At 45.2% G+C, this 25,264-nt stretch carries 25 protein-coding genes and 1 tRNA gene; 21 read left to right on the forward strand and 5 right to left on the reverse strand.

Annotated features, from left to right (window positions below):
- Position 1: 1 nt before the first annotated feature.
- Positions 2 to 1,243: a histidine--tRNA ligase gene (hisS, locus tag AB7U21_RS00115; RefSeq protein ID WP_428386345.1), complete on the reverse strand. Its 1,242-nt coding sequence runs from the start codon at positions 1,241 to 1,243 to the stop codon at positions 2 to 4.
- A 217-nt stretch (positions 1,244 to 1,460) separates the two neighbouring features.
- Here hisS and AB7U21_RS00120 point away from each other — a divergent pair, with 217 nt between their 5' ends.
- Entirely contained in the window at positions 1,461 to 2,765 is a 1,305-nt protein-coding gene (locus AB7U21_RS00120) for a TrpB-like pyridoxal phosphate-dependent enzyme (RefSeq protein ID WP_333786436.1), read from the forward strand.
- 101 nt (positions 2,766 to 2,866) lie between these two features.
- Here the strand turns inward: AB7U21_RS00120 and AB7U21_RS00125 are convergent, their stop codons facing one another.
- The gene (locus AB7U21_RS00125) at positions 2,867 to 3,838 is read right to left on the reverse strand and encodes a mechanosensitive ion channel family protein (protein ID WP_333786435.1); all 972 of its coding nucleotides are present in this window, start codon (positions 3,836 to 3,838) and stop codon (positions 2,867 to 2,869) included.
- A gap of 140 nt (positions 3,839 to 3,978) precedes the next feature.
- On the opposite strand from AB7U21_RS00125, the gene AB7U21_RS00130 reads away from it, so the two are divergent.
- The 6 genes from AB7U21_RS00130 (at position 3,979) to ahbC (ending at position 11,028) form a co-directional block, all read left to right on the forward strand.
- The gene (locus AB7U21_RS00130) at positions 3,979 to 6,183 is read left to right on the forward strand and encodes an ATP-dependent DNA helicase (protein WP_428386347.1); all 2,205 of its coding nucleotides are present in this window, start codon (positions 3,979 to 3,981) and stop codon (positions 6,181 to 6,183) included.
- A gap of 25 nt (positions 6,184 to 6,208) precedes the next feature.
- Entirely contained in the window at positions 6,209 to 7,495 is a 1,287-nt protein-coding gene (hisD, locus tag AB7U21_RS00135; RefSeq protein WP_333786508.1) for a histidinol dehydrogenase, read from the forward strand.
- 96 nt (positions 7,496 to 7,591) lie between these two features.
- Positions 7,592 to 7,993, forward strand: coding sequence for a DUF1699 family protein (locus AB7U21_RS00140; RefSeq protein WP_292352721.1), 402 nt, complete (start codon positions 7,592 to 7,594; stop codon positions 7,991 to 7,993).
- 145 nt (positions 7,994 to 8,138) lie between these two features.
- Positions 8,139 to 8,903, forward strand: a complete 765-nt coding sequence (cobA, locus tag AB7U21_RS00145; RefSeq protein WP_333786507.1) for a uroporphyrinogen-III C-methyltransferase — start codon at positions 8,139 to 8,141, stop codon at positions 8,901 to 8,903.
- Between the two features lie 5 nt (positions 8,904 to 8,908).
- Entirely contained in the window at positions 8,909 to 9,712 is an 804-nt protein-coding gene (locus tag AB7U21_RS00150; protein ID WP_333786433.1) for a uroporphyrinogen-III synthase, read from the forward strand.
- A 113-nt stretch (positions 9,713 to 9,825) separates the two neighbouring features.
- Positions 9,826 to 11,028 carry a 12,18-didecarboxysiroheme deacetylase gene (ahbC, locus tag AB7U21_RS00155; RefSeq protein WP_333786432.1) on the forward strand — a complete coding sequence of 401 codons (1,203 nt, stop codon included), beginning with the start codon at positions 9,826 to 9,828 and terminating at the stop codon, positions 11,026 to 11,028.
- Between the two features lie 204 nt (positions 11,029 to 11,232).
- Here ahbC and AB7U21_RS00160 read toward each other — a convergent pair whose 3' ends face one another.
- Positions 11,233 to 11,583: a class II SORL domain-containing protein gene (locus AB7U21_RS00160; protein WP_333786431.1), complete on the reverse strand. Its 351-nt coding sequence runs from the start codon at positions 11,581 to 11,583 to the stop codon at positions 11,233 to 11,235.
- A gap of 111 nt (positions 11,584 to 11,694) precedes the next feature.
- Complete coding sequence (locus AB7U21_RS00165) at positions 11,695 to 12,045, reverse strand: DsrE family protein (protein ID WP_333786430.1); 351 nt, start codon at positions 12,043 to 12,045, stop codon at positions 11,695 to 11,697.
- A 203-nt stretch (positions 12,046 to 12,248) separates the two neighbouring features.
- On the opposite strand from AB7U21_RS00165, the gene AB7U21_RS00170 reads away from it, so the two are divergent.
- Both AB7U21_RS00170 and AB7U21_RS00175 read left to right on the forward strand, forming a co-directional pair.
- Positions 12,249 to 14,849, forward strand: a complete 2,601-nt coding sequence (locus tag AB7U21_RS00170) for a valine--tRNA ligase (RefSeq protein WP_333786429.1) — start codon at positions 12,249 to 12,251, stop codon at positions 14,847 to 14,849.
- An 89-nt stretch (positions 14,850 to 14,938) separates the two neighbouring features.
- Positions 14,939 to 15,424 (forward strand): RNA-binding protein, encoded by a 486-nt coding sequence (locus AB7U21_RS00175; protein WP_333786428.1) that lies wholly within the window; start codon positions 14,939 to 14,941, stop codon positions 15,422 to 15,424.
- Positions 15,425 to 15,441: 17 nt separating this feature from the next.
- Here the strand turns inward: AB7U21_RS00175 and AB7U21_RS00180 are convergent, their stop codons facing one another.
- Positions 15,442 to 15,543, reverse strand: coding sequence for a hypothetical protein (locus AB7U21_RS00180; protein ID WP_428386383.1), 102 nt, complete (start codon positions 15,541 to 15,543; stop codon positions 15,442 to 15,444).
- A 14-nt stretch (positions 15,544 to 15,557) separates the two neighbouring features.
- On the opposite strand from AB7U21_RS00180, the gene AB7U21_RS00185 reads away from it, so the two are divergent.
- The 12 genes from AB7U21_RS00185 to psmA all read left to right on the forward strand — a co-directional run bounded on the left by AB7U21_RS00185 (position 15,558) and on the right by psmA (position 25,218).
- Positions 15,558 to 15,938 (forward strand): cell division protein SepF, encoded by a 381-nt coding sequence (locus AB7U21_RS00185; RefSeq protein WP_214044843.1) that lies wholly within the window; start codon positions 15,558 to 15,560, stop codon positions 15,936 to 15,938.
- The gene (locus AB7U21_RS00190) at positions 15,935 to 16,570 is read left to right on the forward strand and encodes a ZPR1 zinc finger domain-containing protein (RefSeq protein ID WP_333786427.1); all 636 of its coding nucleotides are present in this window, start codon (positions 15,935 to 15,937) and stop codon (positions 16,568 to 16,570) included. The genes AB7U21_RS00185 and AB7U21_RS00190 overlap by 4 nt, the downstream gene beginning before the upstream one ends.
- Positions 16,571 to 16,645: 75 nt before the next feature.
- Positions 16,646 to 17,371: a redoxin domain-containing protein gene (locus tag AB7U21_RS00195; RefSeq protein ID WP_333786506.1), complete on the forward strand. Its 726-nt coding sequence runs from the start codon at positions 16,646 to 16,648 to the stop codon at positions 17,369 to 17,371.
- 108 nt (positions 17,372 to 17,479) lie between these two features.
- On the forward strand, positions 17,480 to 18,916 hold the full coding sequence (gene proS, locus AB7U21_RS00200; protein ID WP_428386353.1) for a proline--tRNA ligase: 1,437 nt from the start codon (positions 17,480 to 17,482) through the stop codon (positions 18,914 to 18,916).
- A 39-nt stretch (positions 18,917 to 18,955) separates the two neighbouring features.
- Entirely contained in the window at positions 18,956 to 20,020 is a 1,065-nt protein-coding gene (cobT, locus tag AB7U21_RS00205; protein ID WP_333786425.1) for a nicotinate mononucleotide-dependent phosphoribosyltransferase CobT, read from the forward strand.
- A 544-nt stretch (positions 20,021 to 20,564) separates the two neighbouring features.
- Positions 20,565 to 20,752 (forward strand) — tRNA-Trp (locus tag AB7U21_RS00210).
- Positions 20,753 to 21,066: 314 nt separating this feature from the next.
- Complete coding sequence (locus tag AB7U21_RS00215; RefSeq protein ID WP_428386355.1) at positions 21,067 to 22,068, forward strand: response regulator; 1,002 nt, start codon at positions 21,067 to 21,069, stop codon at positions 22,066 to 22,068.
- 163 nt (positions 22,069 to 22,231) lie between these two features.
- On the forward strand, positions 22,232 to 22,822 hold the full coding sequence (locus AB7U21_RS00220) for a 50S ribosomal protein L15e (protein ID WP_428386357.1): 591 nt from the start codon (positions 22,232 to 22,234) through the stop codon (positions 22,820 to 22,822).
- Positions 22,823 to 22,842: 20 nt separating this feature from the next.
- The gene (locus AB7U21_RS00225; RefSeq protein WP_333786505.1) at positions 22,843 to 23,274 is read left to right on the forward strand and encodes an RNA-binding protein; all 432 of its coding nucleotides are present in this window, start codon (positions 22,843 to 22,845) and stop codon (positions 23,272 to 23,274) included.
- Positions 23,267 to 24,004, forward strand: a complete 738-nt coding sequence (gene rnp3 / locus AB7U21_RS00230; RefSeq protein ID WP_333786422.1) for a ribonuclease P protein component 3 — start codon at positions 23,267 to 23,269, stop codon at positions 24,002 to 24,004. Before AB7U21_RS00225 ends, rnp3 begins: the two co-directional genes overlap by 8 nt.
- Positions 24,001 to 24,369 (forward strand): Rpp14/Pop5 family protein, encoded by a 369-nt coding sequence (locus tag AB7U21_RS00235; protein ID WP_333786421.1) that lies wholly within the window; start codon positions 24,001 to 24,003, stop codon positions 24,367 to 24,369. The genes rnp3 and AB7U21_RS00235 overlap by 4 nt, the downstream gene beginning before the upstream one ends.
- Positions 24,370 to 24,432: 63 nt before the next feature.
- Positions 24,433 to 25,218: an archaeal proteasome endopeptidase complex subunit alpha gene (gene psmA, locus AB7U21_RS00240; protein ID WP_333786420.1), complete on the forward strand. Its 786-nt coding sequence runs from the start codon at positions 24,433 to 24,435 to the stop codon at positions 25,216 to 25,218.
- Positions 25,219 to 25,264 lie beyond the last annotated feature (46 nt).

Here is a 25,264-nt window from a genome sequence, read left to right on the forward strand (position 1 = left end):
CTCAATTGCTTTCACCGGTCAGCTTTAAAATGATCTCGTCCAGAGTAAGAGATTCCTGAACCCCGCTTTCCATATCTTTGAAAGTGAAAAGACCCTGAGCCACTTCCCTGTCACCTAATATAAGTGCATAACGGGCACCTACATTGTTAGCATAGGATAGCTGAGCCTTGAAATTCCTGCTCATGATATCCAGATACACTGGAACATACTCCCTTAGCTTGCAGGCTACAGGAATAGCATTGATGCGTGTGCTTTCCGTGGTGATCATGACGACGGTCTTTTGCGGTACAGGTTCAATCTTATATATTTCCATGATCCTGTCAAAGCCCAGCCCAAAACCGGTGGATGGAACATCCCCTCCGCCAAAAAGCTGGATCAGTTTATATGAACCACCGCCACATACCTGCTTCTGTGCACCCAGGCCCTCGGCATATATCTCAAAGACCATGCCTGTATAGTAATCAAGACCTCTGGCAATTCCGAAATCAATGGTGTAATCTATACTATATGCATCTAAAAGGGTAAGTATCTGCTGGAAAGCATCTATTTCAGGAATTGGACCGAGCAGGTTGCGGGCCTTGGAAACAGCTTCACCGCCTGTAAGGGAAATAAGTCCAAGGAGTTTCATGCGCAGGCCTATGGGCGCATTGATCTCCTCCAGATAATCATCCAGTCCCTTATCATCTTTCTTGTCCACCAGTCGCATGATCTTACCTTGCTGTTCAACTTCCAGGGAACTCAATACATGACGGATGATCCCCAGATAGCCTACATGCAGGTCACCTTGGATACCTGCAACCTCAAGCATGGCAGTTGCCAGGGCTATGACCTCTGCATCCGCATCCCGTCCCTCGGAACCTATAAGTTCCACACCGAACTGCCAGAACTCTCTGAACCTGCCTTTCTGAGGCCTTTCATACCTGAAACAATTCTCAAAATAGAACAGTTTCAATGGACGTGGCAATGCCTGCATCTCATTTACGAACATCCTCATCACAGGTGCCGTGAGTTCAGGACGCAGTGTCATCTCACGATCTCCTTTATCCGTAAAATTATATAGTTCACCTACGATGCCTTCACCTGACTTCATTGTAAAAAGTTCCAGGTTTTCAAAAGTGGGTGTAACTACCTCTTGATAACCCCATCTGCCAACGACCTGCCTTAGCCGGTTCTCCAGATGTCTTCTGCGGGCCATTTCTTGCGGAAGGAAATCCCTTGTTCCTCTTGGTCTTTGTATCGTCATCGGATCAACCTGATGTATTAGTGAGATAAACATGTGAAGTTTATATCTCGACTGATCTAGTCTGGAGGTTAGTATTTATACAGTATATTTTACTGTTTCGATTAGTTATGCATTTAAGGACACATTTGAGGACACTGGGGGTAAAACCAAAAATGATATATATAACCATTTACATGTACATTATTGTACAAACTAATACATTTTTCTGAGGATCACCATGGAACATACAAAGATACTACTTGACGAAAACGAGATGCCAACTCGCTGGTATAATATACTTGCGGATTTTCCCGAACCCCTTGCACCTCCGCTTAACCCTGCAACCAGGGAACCTATCAAGCCATCGGAACTTGAGCCGATATTCGCAAAAGAGCTGATCAAACAGGAAATGAGCCCTGAGAGGTATATCGATATCCCACAGGAAATACTTGAGATATACAAACTCTGGAGACCATCACCCCTTCACAGGGCACACAGACTTGAAAAGGTGCTTGGCACGCCGGCGAAGATATATTATAAGAATGAAAGCGTGAGCCCTGCAGGCAGCCATAAGCCAAATACAGCCATTGCCCAGGCGTACTACAATATGAAGGAAGGTACCGAAAGGATCACTACTGAGACCGGTGCAGGTCAGTGGGGCAGTGCATTATCCCTTTCATGTAACTATTTTGACATAGAGTGTAAAGTGTTCATGGTAAGCTCCAGCTTCTATCAGAAACCATACAGGAAATCCCTGATAAACCTCTGGGGTGCGAACGTTGTCCCTTCACCGAGCCCTGAGACACAGTTCGGAAGGATGATCCGTGAGAAATATCCCGATACCTGCGGAAGCCTGGGCATAGCCATAAGCGAGGCTATAGAAGTGGCAGCCCTTAACGACAACACCAAATACGCTCTGGGTAGTGTCCTTAACCACACATGCCTGCATCAGACTGTCGTGGGTCTTGAAACACAGAAACAGTTCGAGAAAACTGAAGACTACCCCGATATCGTTATCGGATGCTGTGGAGGAGGAAGTAACCTTGCGGGAGTAAGTCTGCCATACATCAGAGACAACATTGCCGGTAAAACAGATACTAGGATCATTGCAGTAGAACCATCGGCATGCCCCAGCCTGACAGAAGGCAGGTTCGACTATGATTTTGGCGACATGGCACAAATGACACCACTGCTTAAGATGTACACGCTCGGCTCTGAGTTCATACCCCCTGCCATTCACGCTGGCGGTCTCAGATATCACGGTGCTTCACCAATAGTCAGTAAACTGGTCGCTGATGGCATGATGGAAGCAAGGTCCTATCATCAGGTAGAGATCTTCGATGCAGCTGTAACCTTTGCACGCAGTGAAGGAATAGCGCCAGCCCCTGAATCAGCCCATGCGATAAAATGTGCAATAGACGAAGCGCTCAAATGTAAGGAAACCGGTGAAGAGAAAACCATACTGTTCAACCTCAGCGGTCATGGACACTTCGACATGGCATCTTATGACATGTATTTCAGCGGTAAGCTGACCAACGAATAAGCTGCGGAACAGAGAAAAGGCCTGCCAGAATGGCAGGACATAATTTTTTTAGAGATTGGCTTTTCAGGGATAATTTCCTTTTTCAGGTACTATTTCATTACTCAATTGTCCTGCACAGCGTGAAAAGAAGTGTTTTCATTTGTTTTACTATTAAGCCTTGCATTTTGACCCATCTCTTTCTTGTACACAATAGTGCGATATGGGAATGGTATTTCCACGCCTTCTGCATCGAATCGCTTCTTTATGGATTCCCTGATCTCACACCCTGTGGTGTAGCACAATTTACGATCAGCACACCAGAATAAAAGACGCATGTTCACAGCATGGTCACCTAGTTCGGTTACCAGTACCTGGATGACTTCATCTTTCTGGATAGTTGTATCGTATTTCACAAGTTCTACATGGGTCATGACATTGACATGCCCCCTTGCTTCCTCTATCATGATCTTACGCGCCAGATCGATATCAGAGTCATAACTTATACCTACATCAACAGGCCAGTTAACTGTGGGGTCCTCTATGGACCAGTTGATTATAGCCTCATCTCCAATGATGCTGTTAGGAATTATCACGCGTCTATTGTCCCATGTCCTTAGAACGGTATGACGAAGGGTGATATCTGTGATCTTGCCGTACTCGTTCATTACATTCACTCTGTCTCCAACCCTGAATGGCCGGAATACAGCAAGAGAAATACCTGCTATAATATTACCAAGAGTGCTCTGAGCTGCAAGACCCACAACGATACCTGCAAAACCTGCTCCTGCCAGCAGAGCAAGTGAAACCTTCTCCAGGAAAGGAATACTGGAGATCACAATGACCAAGCCTATCAAATAGACGACTGCCACACTGATGTGTCTTAAAAGTTTATAGGACGTCTGGTCTATGTTCATCTTTTTGTTCATTGTACGCAATTCTGCATCCATGAGCCTGTCTAACAGTTTTGCGGCAACGAATGTAAGGACAGCGACCAATATAATAAAAATTATCTCTGTAAGGTCTGCAGGCACGAACTCATACAAACCTGATAATAACATTGAAGATGCAGATGAAATATTCCCTAAAGCAGACATATAGATCCAGTTTCCGGTTAATTGTGAAGCTTTCTTATAATTACTGATAACTGATCAATATAAGTTGATCCCTTGATATACCGGCCAGTTCAAAGAAGCAACTTTTATTAGACATCAGACCATCTTTCACATGGTCCCTCATGCAGATCAAAGAAATCAGCCTGCCGGAAAAGGTCATTGGCTTTTACCTGGACTCCGGAATTGAACAATTGTATCCTCCTCAGGATGAAGCGATCGCAAAAGGCCTCCTTGAAGGAAAGAACATAGTAGCTGCAATTCCCACGGCCTCCGGGAAGACCCTCATAGCCGAGCTTGCAATGCTGAGCTCCATCACAAATGGTGGAAAAGCACTATACATTGTGCCTTTAAGAGCACTGGCATCTGAAAAGATGGACCGTTTTTTAAAGTTCAGACAGATAGGTATCAAAACCGGCATATCCACCGGGGATTTTGAGGCAAGGGATGAATGGCTTGGCTCTAATGATATTATAGTTGCCACTTCAGAAAAAACAGATTCTCTCCTGCGCAATGAGACATCCTGGATGCAGGACATCACTGTGATAGTGGTGGATGAGGTACACCTGCTGGATTCAGCTAACAGGGGCCCTACTCTGGAAGTCACCATTGCTAAATTGAGGAAGCTTAACCCTCGAGCTCAGATCATCGCATTATCTGCAACCGTGGGCAATGCACAGGAAATAGCCGATTGGTTGAAAGGAGGACTGGTACTGAGCGAATGGAGACCCACCGATCTGCGTGAAGGAGTATACTATGCTGATGCAATAAATTTCGAAGGCTCTCAGAAAGCTGTTGAGATTACATCCTCGGACGATGGTGTCAATATCGTGATGGGAACATTGGAGGAAGGAGGACAGTGCCTTGTATTCGAAAGCAGCCGTAAGAACTGTGTGGGTTTTGCAAAGAAGCTGGCCAGACACGTTGAGAAAGTGCTCAGCAAACAGGAGCGCAGTGCCCTTGACAGAATAGTGGAAGCTGTAATAGACGCATCTGAAACAGAAGCTTCCAGGGTGCTCGCACAATGTGTCAGAAATGGTGTGGCCTTCCATCATGCGGGATTGAACTCACCCCATCGACGACTTGTGGAGGATGGGTTCAGGGAGAACGTGATCAAAGTTATATGCAGCACGCCTACTCTTGCAGCAGGACTGAACCTGCCTGCACGCAGAGTTGTCATCCGTAGCTACAAGAGATATGATTCCAATTTCGGAATGCAGCCCATACCTGTCCTTGAGTATAAACAAATGGCAGGCAGGGCTGGCCGGCCTCACCTTGACCCTTACGGTGAATCAGTGCTTATTGCCCGCTCATATGAAGAGATGGAAGCGCTTTTTGAGAATTATGTGAATGCAAAAGCAGAAGACATCTGGTCCAAACTTGGCACAGAGAATGCATTGCGTACCCATGTCCTTTCTACAGTGGTCAATGGTTTCGCTTCCAGTGAAGAGGGACTCATGGAGTTCATGAGTGCAACTTTTTTTGCACACCAGCAGGAGGCACGTAATCTGCAGGAACTGGTGGAACAAAGCATATCATTCCTGCTGGAACATGGTATGCTGCAGGATGAAGACAGGCTGAGGGCTACAAAACTTGGAAAACTTGTTTCCATGCTGTACGTTGATCCGCTATCAGCTGCTATCATACTCGAGGGATTAGGGAAAGCCAAAAAGATCACTGACCTTACTTTGATGCATCTTATATGCAGTACCCCCGACATGAAGCAGCTTTACATGCGCAGCTCTGATTATACTATGATCAATGAATTCGCAACTATCCATAAAGATGAATTTACCAGAATGCCAAGCCCTTTTAAGGCCATCGAGTATGAATGGTTCCTCGGAGAAGTGAAAACTTCCTTGTTGATGATCAAATGGATAGATGAGATACCAATGGATGAGATAACTGTCCAGTTCAACATTGGTGAAGGGGATATACACGCTTTTGCCGATATGGCACAATGGCTTATGCACGCCACAGCCAGGCTTGCGGAAACCATGGGCCTCCAGGGAGTGGAAAAGGCCTATGAACTGGAAAAACGCATCCAATATGGAGCTGATGCTCAATTGCTTGAACTGGTAAGCATTCGTGATGTGGGCAGGGTGCGTGCCCGCAAGTTGTATGATGCCGGTCTTACATCAGTGGAAGCATTAAAGAATGCTGGTGTTGAAAGAATAGCTAAATTGATCGGGCCAAAGACAGCAGAGAAGATAATGAACAATATAATGGGTTCACACCGGGCAGGGGAACAAAATAGGAGCGGCTCTGCAGACGAAGTGTACAGGCCGATTGAAAGACTACAGAGGACCTTCAACGATTTTGAGGATTAGACCATAGTTTATAAGGAGATGTATGATGCTATACGGTAAATTATCAGAACTTCCTGAAAAGGAAATACGGGTTCTCATTGAACGCGGAGGCGAACTCACAAATGTAAGTGACACTGTTTCCTCGATCCTTGCGGATGTACGTATAGAGGGCGACATGGCTCTGAGGAAATATACGCAGCGTTTTGATGGTGCAAAGATCGATGCCATCGAGGTGTCCCGGGAAGAGATCGAAAAAGCATACAATACCACAGATAAGGAACTTATAAAGCACCTTGAAATAGCTGCAGGGAACATCCGCAAATTCCATGAGGCACAAATGCCTGAAAAGATGTGGTTCATGCAGCTGGCTCCGGGGATCGAGCTTGGACAGAAGATCACTGCCCTTGATAGCGTAGGTGCTTACGTGCCCGGCGGCAGGGCTTCATATCCCTCCACCGCACTTATGACAGTAGTACCTGCAAAGGTCGCAGGTGTCAGGAACGTTATAATGTGTACGCCTCCGGGTCCTGATGGAAAGGTCAATCCCCTCACACTGGCAGCAGCAAAAGTAGCAGGTGCTGATCATGTGTACCGCGTGGGAGGTGTACAGGCCATTGCTGCCATGGCTTTTGGCACTGCCAGCGTGATGAAGGTAGATAAGATAGTGGGTCCGGGAAACGTGTATGTGACGGCAGCCAAGATGCAAATAAGGGACATGGCAGAGATAGATTTCCCCGCAGGACCCAGCGAGGTGCTGATAATTGCTGATGAGTCTGCGCATCCTGCAATGGTCGCAGCGGACATGATAGCGCAGGCGGAGCATGATCCTCATGCTGTATCCGTCCTGGTAACAACTTCGGAGAAGCTGGCATCAGGAGTTAAAGAAGAAGTGCTGAAACAGGCACAAAGCACTGTGCGAGGAGAGATAGTAAGCTCATCACTGAAGAATGCAGCCATACTGATAGCTGACTCCATTGAACAGTGCATAGATATCTCAAACAGCTTCGCTCCTGAACATCTGGAGATAATGACGAAGAACGATGATATGGTACTAGAGAAGATAGAGCACGCAGGTTCCATCTTTGTGGGCAACTACGCTCCCGTTCCTGTCGGTGATTATGCATCCGGTACGAATCACGTATTACCCACTGCCGGCTATGCCAGAATGTACTCTGGCCTCAATATAATGCATTTTTTGAAAGTTTCCAGCATCCAGCGTATTAGTAAGGAAGGACTTGCAACGATCAGGGACACTGTAATATCGCTTGCTGAAAAGGAAGGGTTGCAGGCACATGCCGATGCCATCCGTATCCGCTTTTCACGTTCGGAATAATATAGTATCAGTTTCAATCGACAATTATTTAATAGGTGAAATGCATAATTTGTTTAATAAGTTCTTTTTGGAATTAAACTGGCGGGGGGGCCACCTATGAAAATAAGAGTTGTAAGTTCCAGAGAAGAGATAAATGAGCTGAATCCGAATGAGAAAGTGATACACCTCGCTTTCCGCCCGTCGAACAAGGACATATTCAGCCTTGTACAGACCTGCACCAAAGTAGAGGTCATCCAGATACCAAGCTCTTACAGGAGAACAGTTTCCAAGTCCATAGAGATGTTCCTGCAAATGCAGAATATCAAACTGGTGGAAGGAGATGTGTGGGGACACAGGAAAGATATCAACGAGTATTTCAGCATATCACCTGCAATTATGGACAAAATAAAGGAAATGAAGGCTGAAGGCAGATCTGATTCCGATATAGCCGATAAGATCGAAAGGGAAGGGAAACTTAACAGGGAAATGATATTCTACATACTCGGAAAGCAGAAGTAGACCCATCATTAAGTTGATCACCTTTTATACTGTTTCCGGTCCATGAGATTGTTTGTCTTTTAAAAGACATTTATATGGCATCCCAACGATGCCTATAAATAACTTTATCACTTCATCTTTTGAAAACACGATAGGTTTTGCGATAATGACAGATAACCATGGAAAAGTATATCTGGTGGGTTCGGGCCCCGGTGACCCGGAACTGCTTACTCTGAAGGCTCGAAGGCTTATTGATGATGCAGATGTGGTCATATACGACCAGCTTCCGGGCGAAGCGATACTTTCTTCAATTCCTCAAAAAGCACAGAAGATAGATGCAGGGAAATATGCAGGCGATCACACTCTATCCCAGGACAGGATCAACGAGTTGATAGTAGAGAAGGCAAAGGAAGGTAAAGTGGTGGTACGCCTCAAAGGCGGGGACCCTTATGTATTCGGAAGAGGGGGAGAGGAAGCCCAGGAGTTGATAAAGGCAGGAATTGGTTTTGAGATCGTGCCCGGCATAACATCTGCGATATCCGCACCTGCTTATGCAGGTATTCCCGTAACACATAGAGATCATGCCTCTATGGTCACTTTTATAACTGGTCATGAAGACCCCACCAAGGAGGAAAGCGGGCTGGACTGGGAAACACTTGCAAAATTCCCTGGCACCATTGTGATCCTCATGGGTGTAAAGATGCTGGAACGCAATGTCAACGAACTTATGAGGTGCGGCAAAGATCCATCCACACCAATAGCACTGATAGAGAGGGGAACCCGTCCTGACCAGAGAGTAACGGTGGGTACTCTTGAGAACATTGTTGACCTTAAGAACGAAAGGAAGGTAAAAGCGCCTGCCATAACTATAATCGGTGATGTGGTCAAATTGCACGATGAACTTGGAGAGCAGGTCATGGAAAGGAGCTAATGGATATGGCTGACGAAAAAAAACCCGTTCTGGCCATTATGCGGCCATCTGTATACAAGGAAGAATCCGTGAAGCTTGCACTATCCATGGGATTTGATGTCATGGCTGTTCCCATGATAGAGCTTGCAGGAATGCAGGATTCTGCATTCAAGCCTTTCTTCGAGCACATAACAAAAAAAGAATCCGACTACGTGATATTCACCAGTGCCAATGGACTTGACTTTACACTGCAGAAGATACCGTACGTTATGCGTGATATGTTCGTAGAGGCTTTGAACCGCACAAATGTCATAGCTATAGGTCCTACCACAAAGAAAGCTCTGGAAGAGAAAGGTATCAAGGTCATGGGCATGCCAGGAGTGTACAGTTCAAAGGGTCTTATCGAATATCTTTGCAAGGATGTCAAGGGTAAGAACGTAGACATGGCCCGCAGCGTCTTTGGCTCAACTGTGCTTACAGAGGGACTTACCCGCTGTGGCGCAAATGTGCTGGAAACAAAAGTGTATAGCCTCTTTAGGCCTGATGGCGAGGAGCAAAAGGACCTGATAAGGTCTGCTCTGGAAGGCAGGATCACAGCTTTTGCCTTTACCAGTTCCATGATGGTGCATAATTTCTTTGACGTGGCCAAAGAACTCGAAGCCGGAGATGATATCGTGCAGGTGCTCAATGGGTCTATCGTGGCAGCTATTGGCCTGCCTACAGCAGAAACATTGCGTGGCTACGATGTGAATGTTTCCGTGATCCCTGAAGAGTATACGTTCGAAGAGATACTGAAAAAGATAAGGGACATGCTTTCTGCATGTTCCTGAAAAACCTATTTATACCATTTTTTCTTTTTCTCATGCAAATTTCGGACGAACAGAGAAATGCCCTAAGGCTGCATTTGTTTACCTGATCCTATTTATTAAGCGGAACGATTATCATGATAGGTATTTCAAAACTATATTGTGGGACTGTGGAACCATCAGATGCTTTAAGGTACGGCAGGGATTCTAAAAAACTCCCGTCCCATCTTTTGCAGTTCTCTATCGACAAAAAACCTGTTGTCGTCTGGAATGTGACCAGACGCTGCAACCTCAAATGCGCACACTGTTATGCACATTCCAGAGATATTGATTACAAGAACGAACTGACAACAGAAGAAGGTAAGGCACTCATCGATGACCTTGCTGACTTTGGCTCTCCTGTGATCCTCTTCTCCGGAGGGGAACCCCTCATGCGCAAAGATCTGCCTGAGCTGGCAGCATACGCCAGGTCCAAAGGAAGAAGAGCGGTCATCTCTACGAATGGGACCCTCATCGACAAAGAAATGGCAAAGAAATTAAAGGAGATAGGCCTGTCATATGTGGGTATCTCACTTGATGGCATGAGGGAAACGAATGATAAGTTCAGAGGATCAGAAGGTGCTTTTGATGCTGCCCTTGACGGACTGCGCAACTGCAGGGCCGAAGGTATCAAGGTCGGCCTCAGGTTCACCATCAATAAGCACAATGTGCAGGATATTCCTGCCATATTCGATCTGATCGAAAAAGAGAACATACCCCGTATATGCTTCTATCATCTGGTATATGCAGGCAGGGGTTCGGATATGGTAGAAGAAGACCTTAGCCTTGAAGAGAGCCGGGAAGTAGTTGACCTGATAATGAAAAGGACCCGGCAGTTACATGAGAAGGGATTGCCTGTAGAAGTGCTCACCGTTGACAATCACTGTGATGGACCGTACATCTATCTGAAGCTCCTTAAAGAAGATCCAGAAAGAGCTGCAGAAGTATATTCTCTGCTGCAGATGAACCAGGGAAATTCCACAGGTATAGGCATAGGTTGTGTCTCATGGGATGGTTCGGTACACCCTGACCAGTTCTGGAGGCATTACACTTTTGGAAATATAAGGGAAAGAAAGTTCAGCGAGATATGGAGAGATACAACCGATGAGCTGATGGCAGGCCTTAAGGACCGCAAGCCTCTGATAAGGCAACATGCGGATAGGTGTGCAAGGTGTAAATGGCTGGAAGTATGCAATGCAAATTTCAGGGTCAGGGCCGAAGCTGTATACAACAATGTATGGGCTGATGACCCGGCCTGCTACCTCACTGAAGAGGAGATAGGCTACCACAGAAAGGAATAACTCTTAATTCAATTTTGCATGCAGGCAAAAATATATTCCACGAACATATCTGCCAGTATAATAGCCAATAATAATACGAACAACGTTTTTAAGAACATTGCAAACAAATGCCTCACCTGTCTGCTTATTTTTCTTTTACAGTTAGTGTGGACAGGTATATAAAGAGTATGACCTCCGAAAAGGTCATAAAAACAGAAGATCAAGTTAGACTTCGATGCAGTTCTGCCAGACACCATGGATATTGCAGTATTCAAGAGCACAGAAGGCCTTGAAATTGTCAATGTTGTTAACGTGGAAACTGGCTATTGGCTGTGTGTGCACAGGCTCGAAGTTCATCCTTCCAAAGTCAATGGTCTTCCCATCCTTTGTGATACCGTAAAGCTCCACCCATTCAATATGATGTTCCACTGTATTGGGATGAGGCACTTCCTTTCCCACAACGACCCTTACAAAATCAGCACCTGTTGATCCATGACCCCTTATGACCTCAATGACCGGGACATGTTTCTCTTTACCCTCTACTTCTTTTCCTTTCAGTACTTCTCCAAATTGCATTATTTCACCTCGTTTAATACCGTTGGTCTTTATTCTGTTCTGCCCTTGTCTGCCGGTGGCGTGAACACACGTACAGAAAAGGCCTTGTTAAGTATGAAAGATCCGATCAGTTCAAACTACGATGATCTCATATCCTTCCTCTACATACCTGGCCATGCTCGGATGCCCGAACATTTCATCGCACAGATGAAGACCCTGTTCTTTGGCGCTTTCAAGGCTATCCATCTTCTGGGCACACGCCCTGCAAACACAATCCATGACCCCTGCCTTCTTTACTTTCATGTAAAGGCTGGAAAATGGCTTTGTAGGATCTATAAGATCAGATATGTTTTTGGTAGCAGAACCTTCGATGATCAGTTTTACGTCATGTCCCCTTTCTTTCATGTCTATCGCATTCATCAGTGCGTGAGCAAAGCACATAGGCTCACCATTGAAAGCAAAGATAGCTATTTTCTTGCCCATATAGTCTCCTCCGATACAGCGCAATGGCAACCCCCGATGGAATTGAACAGGTTAATATAAAGGATTTACGGTATTCTCGATCCTGACATCAGGAATAAAGTATATTATTCGCACGCTGCATCAACCAGATATATTTAAATAATGAAAAAACCACTGTTACGGATACTACACAATCACTACATCATATTTATCGGAGAGTTGCAATGACGGTTCCAAAGGAATATATCCCTCATGAGGTCGAGCCAAAGTGGAAGGAAGCATGGGACATGTCCATGTACCATTTCGACTGGGAAGATCATAATAGACCACAGTTCATCATCGACACACCTCCACCTTACCCTACCGGTAATTTCCATATAGGGAACGCTCTGAACTGGTGTTACATCGATTTTGTTGCCCGTTACAAGCGTATGTGCGGATACAATGTGATGTTCCCACAGGGATGGGACTGCCATGGACTTCCCACCGAAGTAAAGGTGGAAGACATACACAAGATCACAAAGAACCAGGTGCCCAGGGAAGAGTTCAGGAGAATGTGCCGTGAACTGACGACCAGCAACATTACAAAAATGCGCAATACAATGATGAACTTGGGTTTCTCCGTGGACTGGAGTAATGAGTTCATCACTATGGAACCTGCATATTACTCCAAGACCCAGCGCTCTTTCCGCAGGATGTATGACATGGGCAGGATCTACCAGTCCGAGCATCCTGTTAACTGGTGCCCGAGATGTGAAACTGCCATCGCCTTTGCTGAAGTGGAATATGAAGGCAGGAGCACGCAGCTTAATTTCCTTAATTTCGATAAACTGAAGATAGCCACCACCCGGCCTGAACTGCTGGCAGCATGTGTGGCTGTTGCGATCAACCCTGAAGATACACGCTACAGCACACATATAGGAAGCAAGGTAAAAGTACCACTTTTCGGGCATGAGGTCCCCGTAATAGGCGATGGTGTCGTTGATCCTGCGTTTGGTACGGGTGTCGTGATGATCTGTACCTTCGGTGACAAGCAGGATGTACGCTGGTGGGTGGAACATAAACTTCCCCTGCGCAAGGCCATTGATAAGAACGGCCGTATGACAAAGATAGCAGGCAAGTATGCGGACATGACTATCCCTGAATGTAAGGAAGCCGTCATAGCAGATCTGAAAGCAGAAGGTTATCTATATGAGCAAAAGGAACTCGAACAGAATGTGGGAATGTGCTGGAGATGTGACACACCCATCGAGATCCTGTCTGAAAAGCAGTGGTTCGTTAAGATAGATACCAATGATGTCAAAAAAGCTGCCGATGAGATCAACTGGACACCTGAGCACATGAAGGTCAGGCTTGAGAACTGGCTGGGTACCATGGAGTGGGACTGGTGTATCTCCAGGCAACGCATATTTGCAACTCCTATACCCGTATGGTATTGTAAAGAATGTGGGGAGGTAATGGTGGCAAAGGAAGAATGGATGCCCATTGACCCAACCCGGGATTCTCCTAAAGAGCCATGCAGCAAATGTGGCAGCACTGATTTCGAGCCAGAGGAAGATGTCCTTGACACATGGATGGATTCTTCCATAACAGTCCAGCATGTGACCGGCTGGCTCACTGAACATAAAAGCAGGTTACCTGCCCAATTGAGACCACAGGGGCATGATATCATCAGGACATGGGCCTTCTATACGATCCTCCGATCTATGGCACTTGCAGGCAAGCGCCCCTGGGATTCCATACTTGTGAATGGCATGGTCCTGGGTGAGGATGGCCACAAGATGAGCAAATCCCTGGGCAATATAATCTCTCCTGAAAAGGTAATTGAAGAATACAGTGCAGATTCTTTCAGACAGTGGGCAGCCATAGGAGGCGCTCCTGGTTCAGATGTGATGTTCCGCTGGAAAGATGTAGTAGCTGCATCACGCTTTTTTTCCAAGATGTGGAGCATCTACAGGTTCTCTGTTTCCCACTTCGATGACCTGGATACATCCTACGTGCCTGAGGCAGAAGAACTTCACATTGTTGACAGATGGCTGTTAGATAAGTTGCACGAGCTGATAACTACAGCAACTGCGAACATGGATGCCTATCAGTTCGATGAGGCTTTCAAAGCTATCAGGGGTTTTGCCTGGGACGTAGTGGCCGATAATTACATTGAACTAGTCAAGTCCCGTCTGTATGGCACCAATGCAACGGACAGAAAAGCAGCACAATATGCACTATACGTAACAATAGAGGTACTGGCAAAATTGCTTGCTCCGTTCGCACCCTTCTTTGCAGAGGAGATGTATTCAAGACTTGGGACCGGGAGCGTACATATGCGATCCTGGCCAAAGGCGGATGCCTCCTGGAAGGACGAAGAGGCCGGTAAAGCCGGAGAACTTGTTAAAGAGATCGTGAGCAGTGTAAGGAGATATAAATCCGAACATGGTATTGCCCTTAATGCTCCTCTGAAGAAACTTGAGATATATGGAGCGCTCACAGACGTCATTGACATAACCGGTGCAACGAACACACCAGTAGAAATGATGGCAGGCAACCCTGACTTTGAGCACGTGCCAGTGAATATCAAGCCTAACATGGGAGTCATCGGCCCCAAATTCAAAGGCCAGGCAAAGGCTGTAATAGATGCTTTATCGGAAGCTAACCCGAAAAAGCTGGTTCATGAGATGGAACAGAATGGGAAGATCAGCCTTCATACTAAGAGCGGCATTATAGAGCTGGGGCCTGAAAGCGTGGAGATCGAAAAAGAAGCGATCTCTGCTGGCAGAGCTGTAGATGTGCTGGATGTAAGGGGTATTCCTGTTGTAATCATCAGATGAAAATGGGAACAAATGCTCCCTTTTCGTAATCTTTAATTGTGCTGATGCACTATGATACTAATCACTGGAAAAAGTAACCAGGTGGTCTATTGAAGATCCGAGGAAGGATACAACTCAGGAAATCTGCCAAGAATAAGCTGCTTGATGATCTCAGGTCCATATATGGTGACACAGTGGTAGAGAATATCGCATCGTATAAGTTCGAGCATGCTGATGCGGGTGACAATTCTGTGGTCCTCATAGACGGGAAAGTGCTTTTGTTTGCAGTTGACGATATTTTTTTCCCGACAGTGCGAGGTGTCATGGAACTCGGAATAGAGAAGAACGTGGTAGTAGTGGATTCTGGTGCCGTGCGCTTTGTAGTGAACGGCGCAGACATTATGAGTCCTGGCATTGTCCGTGCAGATGAGAACATCCTTGAAGGTGATCCTGTGATCGTGAAAGAAGAGAAATATGGCAAGCCTCTTGCCATTGGCAAAGCACTTGTTCCCGGAAAGGCCATGGTTTCAGATTCGGGGAAAGCTGTGAAGTCCTTGCATCATGTGGGTGATGAGATATGGAATATCGAATTGTGAGTTTACGGGCATAATCATTAAAATATATGGGTGTTCTTATAAATAATGAAGGTGCTAAAGCAGTAGGAGATATTGTTAACTGGATTAGTCCGATAATGAAATGAATACTTTAATTTGATAAAGGGTGCATGTTATGGCAAAGTTAATGGATAAATTTTTTGGAGCAACTAAAAGATCGTCTACCGGCGAAGATGAGTTCACTGAGCTTGATCTGAGCAAATATGAAGAAGTAACAGGAGAAGAGCCTGCAGAAACATATGTGAGAGTGGCAGAACTTACAAACCTGAATGATCTGACATTGCTCAAGAAGGAAGTGTATGAGGGCAATATCCTGATGATCGATATATCCACTATCAAGAACGATAAACTTATGCTGGACAGGGCTCTCAAGGACCTGAAAGATGTTGTCATAGATGTCCATGGGGATATAGCCGGGCTTAAAGAAGACCAGGTGCTGGTAACCCCTACAGGGATCAAGATAGATCGTTCGAAGATAGTTGGTGGAAGATATTGACCATTGATAGTCCACAGGCAGCATTCGTTACCCGTACGCATTGTCCTCTCTGCCACAAAGAGATCATAATGAATTGGGAGAGAGATGAGATCCCATATTTTGGGGATGTCATGTACATTACGGCGTGCTGCGACTGTAGTTTTCGTTTCACTGACACAATGATCCTGTCCCAGAAAGAACCTGTCCGATACGAACTTGTCATTGAGGGATCTGAAGACCTTTATGCTAAGGTCGTGCGCTCTACTTCAGGAACGATAAAGGTTCCTGAGCTTGGAATAGTTGTAGAGCCTGGTTCTATCTCCGAATCATACATAACAAATATCGAAGGTGTGCTTGACAGGATACTGGGAGTTGTGATAAGCGCAACAAAATGGGTATCAGATGAGCCGGAAAAATATGAACGCGGCCTTCTGTTACAGGAAATGATACACGAGGCTGTAGATGGCAAAAGGAAACTTACCGTAATCATAGAGGATCCTTTGGGCAACAGTGCCATAATATCCGAAAAAGCTGTATCTTCCAAGCTTACTCCTGAACAGGTACGTATGCTGAAAACGGGCATGATAGTTTTCGATGCAGAGAGTGCTGAGATAGAAATGGACGCATGTGATGAACACACGATAGGAAATTGATTATCTATCGGTTCCATCACTGCAATTAAAATTAGGGAGATCAACATGGAAGGCGAAAGGACTGAGAGACCTACAATGCCTCTCATAGGAGATATTGCTCCTGGCTTTCAGGCAAGGACGACAAAAGGAAGAATCAACTTCCCCGAAGACTATAAGGGTAAATGGGTCATCCTGTTCAGTCATCCGGCAGACTTTACTCCTGTATGCACTACCGAATTCATCAAATGTGCAACAATGCAGGAGGGGTTCAGGCAACTTAATACTGAACTTATTGGTCTTTCGGTGGATAGCCTCTACTCTCATATATCATGGCTTGCAGCTATCAAAGAAAAGGTAGATTATAAAGGTTTTAAAGGGATAGATATCGATTTTCCCATTATTGAAGATCTGAACATGGAAATAGCACGCAAGTATGGCATGATCCATCCCCGCGCATCTTACACACAGGAAGAGGTCCTTGACAAATTTGAGGCTACAGGTGGCTCTTTCCATTTCATGGAATCCAGTACTGAGACCGTAAGGGCAGTATTTATCATCGACCCAAAGGCTAGGATCAGGGCAATGTTATATTACCCGTTCACCAACGGCAGGAACATGGAAGAGATCAAGCGCCTGCTAGTAGCGATGCAGGTTTCTGACAAACATAATGTACAAACTCCTGAGAACTGGCATCCCGGGGAAGATGTGATCCTTCCAAACCCTGTGTCATGGGATAAGGCAAAAGAAAGGCTCCTGAAGAGGAAAGATGGCACAGCATGCGGGGACTGGTTCCTGTGCCTGAAAGAAGATCCTGAGAAATAAACCTTGACTTTTTTACAGGTCCTCAACAGCCTGATATGGTCCTAAGAAGGAAATGCCTATAAGCAATGCATCTGTTTATACCTGAAGATCAAGATAGCAGGTGACCTCATGACAGAAAAGGAGAAAGAAGCAACCCTTCCTGCGAAGAAGGATTTTAGTGAATGGTATAATGAACTCTTACAGGTAGCTGAAATAATGGACGTGCGCTATCCTGTAAAAGGCCTGTACGTATGGTACCCATTTGGTTTTAATATCAGGAAAAACGTATACAATATCATCAGGGAACTATTGGACAGGGACCATATGGAAACAATGTTCCCGCTTCTTATCCCTGAACATGAGTTCATGAAAGAGGCTGAACATATAAAGGGCTTTGAGGATGAGGTGTACTGGGTCACCCATGGAGGTACTTCTCCTCTGGATGTGAAACTTGCCCTGCGGCCCACTAGCGAAACTGCGATCTATCCAATGTATAAATTGTGGGTGCGTTCCCATGCTGATCTGCCTTTGAAATTGTACCAGGTGGTCAACACCTTCAGGTATGAAACAAAACACACCCGTCCCCTTATAAGGCTAAGAGAGATCACTTCTTTCAAAGAGGCCCACACCGTACATGCCACCTGGGAGGAAGCTGCTGAACAGGTAGATGAGGCCATAAGGATCTATACAGAATTCTATAAGAGACTGGCGGTGCCTGTGCTTGCTTCTAAACGCCCGGACTGGGATAAATTTCCGGGAGCCGATTATACCATAGCAGTCGATGCATTGATGCCTGACGGCAAGACCTTACAGGTAGGTACAGCTCATCATCTTGGTGACAACTTTGCCAGAACCTTCGACATAAAGTATGAGAACCCGGCAGGAGAACAGGTATATGCACACCAGACATGTTATGGCGTTTCAGAGCGATCGATAGCTGCACTGATATCCATACACGGTGATGACAAGGGACTTGTATTACCCCCTGAAGTGGCTCCCATACAGGTGGTGATCATACCTATAGTGTTCAAGGATTCATCTGATGTGATCCATGCATGCGAGAAAGTACAGCAACTTTTGCAGGATGCAGGGATCCGTGTAAAAATAGATCTAAGTGACGATCGCCCTGGAGCTAAATATTATAGATGGGAGATGAAAGGTGTGCCCCTGAGACTTGAAATAGGCCCCCGTGATCTCAAGAATGGTGTTGCTGTGCTTGTGCGTAGGGATACTGGAGAAAAAAGACAGGCACCTCTGGAAAACATAAGCCATGAAACAGAAGAGACACTAAAGGTCATTCAGTCCGCCCTTTTTGAGAAAGCAGTCACAGATGTGCAGGCACGCATATTTGTTTGCTCTACCCTTGCAGATGTCAAAGAGAAATTACCTGAAGGTATCGCACTCCTTCCCTGGTGCGGTGATAAGACATGTGGCCTGCAGATAGAAGAGGAGATTGGCGCAGGCATTCTGGGCATACCCACCGACCAGGAAGAAGGACACAAAGGACATTGCCCCGTATGTGGCAAAGATGCAAGTGTAAAAGTTTATGTAGCAAGGAAATATTGATTCCTGCAACTTACTTTTTACTGAAAAAGAGGGTATATCATGGAAGGACCATCACCGGAAAATATGAAGATGCCTGAAAGACCATTGTTCCTGTGCGTGTTGGCAAATACTGAAACGGCCTACATAGAGGGCCTCTCAGCTGCCGGTAAGACAGCAAAACTTACTGACTATACACCGCCTGGAGATGCCGAGGTCCTTGAAACCGGCATGGTGGTGGACATACCAATTCTGCCCATGACACCGCCTTATGACACGCCTACGCCTGCGCTTATTACCCGGGTGGCCCTGGATATGACCGGCGTGCCACACATGCTCGTTAATGCAGGATTGAAGATCCTCCCCGCAAAAATAGTACCGCTGAGAGACATTGGAGGTTCACCTGGAAAAGATATACGTGAACCAATTGCTGTTCCTGATGCCCAGGGTATCTTTGAGCGTGGTTTCAGCCTGGGCAGGGAGCTAAGGGAAAAATATGACTTTGTCATGATAGGGGAGAGCATACCTGCGGGCACTACTACTGCCAATGCGGTCCTAACAGCCCTTGGCTATGATGGAAATGTCAGCAGCAGTGCGTCCACAAACCCTCTTGAGCTTAAGAAACAGGTTGTAAAGGATGCACTGAAGTCTTCCGGGATAAAACCGGGAGACCTGCGTAACGATCCCATGGAAGCGATCAGATGCGTGGGTGATCCTATGATGGCAGCAGTGGCGGGGATAGCCACAGGGCTTGAAGATATACCAGTGATCCTTGCAGGTGGCACTCAGATGGCAGCAGTGTTTGCCGTGATCAAACATCTTGGATATAGGGCTGATAACATTACCATTGTAACAACTTGCTATGTGATGAATGACACTTCCGCTCACTTTGCTGCGATCGCAGACAAGCTGAATGCAAAAGCATATGCCACAGATCCCGATTTTGGCCATTCGCGTCTGCAGGGACTGAAACAATACGAGGCAGGGTTCGTAAAAGAAGGAGTAGGTGCAGGTGGAGCCATATACCTTGCACAGATGCTTGGTATCCCTGCCGAAAAGCTGAGAGCTGAGATAGAAATGCTCTGTGAAAAACTCTCAGAGTATGGCGATATTGAGAGGGTAAAGTAGGATACAGAAATAAAAAAGGAGATTTATGTGGATCGGGTAGATCCACATTCCTTACAATAGTAAACAACATTTGAGCCGATCACCTGCTTTTTCATAGGTGTTCGGCAAAAATTGCATATTTTGACTTTCGTACTCAGATTGTTTTTCAGAGATCCACCCTTAAAGTGTTGGTCCTCAATGGAACATACGTTTTTGTTGCTGGCAAGTGCCACAATATTCTCTCCATAAATTGTGGTAGATAGGAAAGAGCAAGTGAATTTAGATAACCAATTCTGAAGACAGAGTTCTTTGCAGTTCTTTTAGAACATAAGATTTCTAATGCAACTTTTACTTTCTCTCTTCCTAACCCACTTATAGTACGAATTAATATTATTTAAAAGTATTTAGAAATACAGGCATACAATTTTTCATATTATTTTAAACAGTTGATCAAATAAACAGAGTATTGACGCCTGATAAGAGTATAGGAAATGCCCAGTAAATCCGAGAGCAATTACCGATAGATATATCAGTGATAAGATGTATTCAGGGGATAAACCTATCTGGGGTTGTGGCCTAGCCCGGCATGGCGACGGGCTCCAGCGGATAGATGATGAACAACGGGTCTACTGAGATATGTCCGACGGGACTTATCGGTGAGGAGCCGTTGGAGCACTGATATGTGCTCAGGATGCTGAGAAGCATTTGTTCGGAGAGACCCGTCGATCGTGAGTTCAAATCTCACCAACCCCATTTTTTATAAAAGTAGCAGTTTGACAGATACATGATATGTCGGGCAAAAGGTATTTACTACTTCCGAACTTTTAGGTAATACGATACTTATTTACTTATTGAAATATATATGTACTTTATGAGGGAATAAGTTGTTTGAAGGATGGACAATAGTATGTTTGGGAATAGCGTGTCAAAAGATATAGACGGTATTAAGATCTTTAAAAAAATGACACACAAATATATATACTCCGAAGGGAACGTAATATTTGATAATAGCAAATCCAAAATAGCTATACAGTCTTCCCTGAATAACAGATTTACGAGAGGTTACCATGATAGGATCAGATCTTGACAGGGTATTAGTAGTTGATGATGAGCCGGCTATCGTAGATCTCATGGAACTTTATCCCAAGACAGATTATGAAATAATCAGAGCTTATAATGGAAAGGAGGCGCTTGAGAAAGCCAGATCCGAAAAGCCTTCGGTAATAATACTTGACGTAATGATGCCCGATATGAACGGATATGAGGTCTGCAAGGTCTTGAAGACATCGGTGGAAACACAATTCATACCTATAATAATGGTAACAGCGCTTTCAGGCAAGGATGAGAAGATCAAAGGCCTTGAGTCAGGTGCAGACGAATTCCTAAGTAAGCCCGTAAATAGGCTCGAACTTGTGACCCGTGTAAAATCCCTCACGCGAATAAAACATCTTCAGGACCGGATACTTGCTGAACGTAATTATGCATATCAGTGTATCGATGTGGCCGGAGTGCTAATGCTTGTAGTGGATCGCGAGCAAAAGATAAACCTTATTAACCGTACAGGAAATGAAGTCCTCGGTTATGATGAGTTTGAACTTATTGGCCAAAATATGTTCGATGTGCTGGCCTTACAGGAAGAAAGAGAGAAGGAAAAAGAAAAATTCAGAGATATCATAACGAAGAAGATCGAAACTCCACATTTATTTGAGAGAAAGATCCTTAAAAAGGACGGAGGGACAATAATTGTTAGCTGGAGCGAGTCCCCTATCTATGACAGTGATGGAAATATAGAGGCATTGATATGTTCCGGAAAGGACATCACTGAACTCAGGATGAAAGATGATCTGTTGCTGAATTTGAATGAAATGAGAGAAAAGTTTACTGGCGTGCTCAACCAGGGTCTGATGGGTCCGGTTACTGAGATACAGGATTATATGCAGGTACTTCTCGAACAGGAAACTGAAACAGAGAATATAGCATATATTGAGAAGATAATGCAAAATATATCTACTATGACCGAAACTCTGAAGAATGCCTCAGCTTATCTGGACCAGCGGCCAGAAAATTAAATATGACATAAGAATTGGAAGTATGATTTAAAAGGGCATTTGGCAAAAACATTTAAATCATATCATGTGCGTAGTAGTTTCGTTTCATTCGGGAGCTATCCCGTGGGAATGTGGCCCAAAATGGGTTGAACCGTGAAACTGAAAATGAAACAAGGTGAACATATTGTCAAAATCTTTTTATGGATATATAAGAGATGCCTGGAAGAACCCTGATGAAACTTATGTCAAGGATCTTAGGTGGGAAAGGCTTCAGGAATGGAGAGAACAGGGTTCCATTGTAAAGATCAGAAGGCCTACCCGTATAGACCGTGCAAGGTCCCTTGGATACAAGGCTAAACAGGGGATAATAGTGGTGCGTGCAAAGGTAAGAAGAGGAAGCCGCAGAAATCAAAGATATGTCCGCGGAAGGCGCAGCCACAACATGGGTAAGAACAAGACCACTGCAGGCAAGAGTATCCAGAGAATTGCTGAAGAGCGTGCGTCCAGAAAATACCCGAACATGGAAGTCCTCAACTCCTACTGGGTAGGAGAGGATGGCAAAGCCAAGTGGTACGAAGTGATCCTTGTGGACCCCAGCCACCCCGTGATCAAGAACGATAATAATCTTAATTGGATCTGCAACAATAGTCAGAAGGGGCGTGCTTTCCGTGGAAAGACAAGTGCCGGTGTAAAGGGCAGAGGCATGGGTAAACGTGGTACGGGAACCGAGAAGAACCGGCCCAGTATCAGGTCTAACATGAACAGGGGCAAGTGATCCATCATATAAATTTGCGAGTGATAGCGCACTCGACGGAAGAAAGATCCAGGGTCATGGATGCCCTGGGTTTATTTTTAAAGAATTCTTTAAGGAATAAGGACCCTGATCCATTGTCAGAGGTAGTCGATACTACTGAAGCTGAAGGACACTATGGAAATCCAATAACGATTTTCAGTATACAGCTTACCCGTAAGCATGATACAATGGCCTTCTCAGAGTTCGTCCACAATAATATGACATTGGAAGATATTGAGATCCTTCGAAATGAAATGCCCGACAGGCTTGATGATGACCAGGTATTCCACCTGAGGTTCGATAAACAAGAAGCTTACATGGGCCGTGTGAAAATTGTTTCATCCTCTGATGCTATAACTGCTAAAGTGAAGATAGAAACATATCCAAAGAACAGGGAAATGGCAGGGAAGATAGTGGAGGAGTTGTTTGGTTGAAAGGTATTATGATCTTTGCATCCGTTACCTTCCTGAAGATGACCAGGCAATGGAAAGATTCCTCTCACTTGCAACACATTTTGGCTTTAATGGTGCAGGAATAGCACAAGTAACAAATAGCAGATTACTGGCACCATATACTGGCCCCCGTAATTCTTTTTTTGATCTTGTACATGGAGTGGAGATACATGAAGAGAATCCTTCTAAACTCCACTCCCAGATCAGCCACTACGCTAAAAAAGTCGATTTTGTGATGGTAGAGGGAGGAACGGACAAACTGAACCGTTCAGCAGTTGAAGCCGCAAATGTGAACATATTATCTTTGCCTTTTGGTATCAAGGACGGCGGCTTGGACCACGTGGTCGCAAGATCTGCTGCTGACAGAGGCATTGCCATTGAGTTTGATGTTGGGTCCCTGATAAGATACAGAGGCGGGAAAAGATTGCATGCGATCTCAGAACTTGAGCAGCGCCTGATGCTTGCAAGGAAGTTCGATGTGCACATGGTACTGACCAGTGGTGCACGGTCCATCTATGATATACGAGGACCAAGAGAGCTCATTGCATTGGCAAGTTTGTTCGGAATGACAAAGGAAGAAGCAATAAATGCCATGACCGCTATACCTGCTGCTATCCTTAGAACAAAAAGAAAGACTCATGGCTTTATTATGGATGGTGTGGAACTCATAGAGGAACAGGTCCCTTCTGAAAAACAGGAGGAATTCTGTTGAAAACACTTCCTTCCAGCTTAAGACAAAGAAAACGTTATCTTGCAATAGAGATAATTACGGAACGCGAAGTATCCAGAGAAGAACTTTTACGTGAGATTTTCTCTGCCATAGGGTCACTGTATGGTGATATAGGTGCCAGTGAATGTGGAGTGAGATTGCTTGATTTTGGAAACCAGAAAGGTATACTGCGCTGTTCCCACGGGATGGAAGAAAGATCCCGTGCAGCACTTGCCACAATAACCACTATTGGTGGACAGCGTGCAATAGTGCATGTACAGGGTATATCGGGAACTGTGAAGGGTGCAACACAAAAGTATATAAGTGTGCAGCAATATCAGAACCCGAGCACATTAATATATAAGTAATAACAATGTTCATAGAACAGAGCCGAAGAATAGATAGTTTGTTAATATAGGAGATGATTAGATATGCAAATGACGCCACAGATGGGTTATGATCGTGCCATCACAGTATTCAGTCCGGATGGAAGGCTCTTTCAGGTGGAATATGCTAGGGAAGCCGTGAAGAGAGGAACAACTGCCGCAGGCATCAAGGCAAAGGAAGGCGTTGTACTTCTTGTGGATAAAAGAATTACCAGCAGACTAATTGAAGCTGAATCCATAGAGAAGATCTTCCAGATAGACAGCCACATAGGTGTTGCTACTTCCGGGCTGGTGGCCGATGCCCGTTCACTGGTCGACAGAGCCAGAGTTGAAGCACAGATCAACAAAGTATCCTACGATGAGAACATAGGTGTTGAAGTGCTTGCAAAGAAGATCTGCGATCACAAACAGAACTACACTCAGTTTGGAGGGGTCAGGCCTTATGGTACCGCGCTCTTAATAGCAGGAGTGGATGACACCAGACCAAGACTATTTGAAAGTGACCCCAGTGGTGCCTTGCTGGAATATAAGGCCACAGCCATCGGTGCAGGCAGGAACACTTTCATGGAAGTTTTCGAAGCGGAGTACCGCGGGGATCTGAGCATTGATGAAGCAATTCTGCTTGGCATGACCGCCTTATACAAGTCCACCGAAGGAAAGATCGATGCTGCAACACTGGAAGTGGGAGTAGTTACACTACAGGACCGTACATTCCGCAAGCTTGCAGAAGAAGAAGTCCAGCAATATGTGTCGAAGGTCCTCGAAGAACAGAAGAAGGAAGTAAAAGAGGATGCCGGTTCCGTTTCCGACAATGGGGCTGCCGGTGAGTGAAAGACTCAAATGACATAAAGTTATATAAAAATACTTCGTGTATGAA

This window comes from Methanomethylovorans sp., assembly GCF_050177135.1.
In the GTDB taxonomy this organism is placed as follows: Archaea; Halobacteriota; Methanosarcinia; order Methanosarcinales; family Methanosarcinaceae; genus Methanomethylovorans.

Coding starts and splice junctions, on each gene's coding strand:
- AB7U21_RS00120 (WP_333786436.1), top strand. CDS start 1,461: ATGGAACATACAAAGATACTACTTGACGAAAACGAGATGCCAACTCGC.
- AB7U21_RS00140 (WP_292352721.1), top strand. CDS start 7,592: ATGAAAATAAGAGTTGTAAGTTCCAGAGAAGAGATAAATGAGCTGAAT.
- AB7U21_RS00170 (WP_333786429.1), top strand. CDS start 12,249: ATGACGGTTCCAAAGGAATATATCCCTCATGAGGTCGAGCCAAAGTGG.
- hisS (WP_428386345.1), bottom strand. CDS start 1,243: ATGACGATACAAAGACCAAGAGGAACAAGGGATTTCCTTCCGCAAGAA.
- AB7U21_RS00125 (WP_333786435.1), bottom strand. CDS start 3,838: ATGTCTGCTTTAGGGAATATTTCATCTGCATCTTCAATGTTATTATCA.
- AB7U21_RS00150 (WP_333786433.1), top strand. CDS start 8,909: ATGGCTGACGAAAAAAAACCCGTTCTGGCCATTATGCGGCCATCTGTA.
- cobT (WP_333786425.1), top strand. CDS start 18,956: ATGGAAGGACCATCACCGGAAAATATGAAGATGCCTGAAAGACCATTG.
- ahbC (WP_333786432.1), top strand. CDS start 9,826: ATGATAGGTATTTCAAAACTATATTGTGGGACTGTGGAACCATCAGAT.
- AB7U21_RS00130 (WP_428386347.1), top strand. CDS start 3,979: ATGCAGATCAAAGAAATCAGCCTGCCGGAAAAGGTCATTGGCTTTTAC.
- cobA (WP_333786507.1), top strand. CDS start 8,139: ATGACAGATAACCATGGAAAAGTATATCTGGTGGGTTCGGGCCCCGGT.
- AB7U21_RS00215 (WP_428386355.1), top strand. CDS start 21,067: ATGATAGGATCAGATCTTGACAGGGTATTAGTAGTTGATGATGAGCCG.
- AB7U21_RS00165 (WP_333786430.1), bottom strand. CDS start 12,045: ATGGGCAAGAAAATAGCTATCTTTGCTTTCAATGGTGAGCCTATGTGC.
- AB7U21_RS00195 (WP_333786506.1), top strand. CDS start 16,646: ATGCCTCTCATAGGAGATATTGCTCCTGGCTTTCAGGCAAGGACGACA.
- AB7U21_RS00160 (WP_333786431.1), bottom strand. CDS start 11,583: ATGCAATTTGGAGAAGTACTGAAAGGAAAAGAAGTAGAGGGTAAAGAG.
- psmA (WP_333786420.1), top strand. CDS start 24,433: ATGCAAATGACGCCACAGATGGGTTATGATCGTGCCATCACAGTATTC.
- AB7U21_RS00185 (WP_214044843.1), top strand. CDS start 15,558: ATGGCAAAGTTAATGGATAAATTTTTTGGAGCAACTAAAAGATCGTCT.
- hisD (WP_333786508.1), top strand. CDS start 6,209: ATGCTATACGGTAAATTATCAGAACTTCCTGAAAAGGAAATACGGGTT.
- proS (WP_428386353.1), top strand. CDS start 17,480: ATGACAGAAAAGGAGAAAGAAGCAACCCTTCCTGCGAAGAAGGATTTT.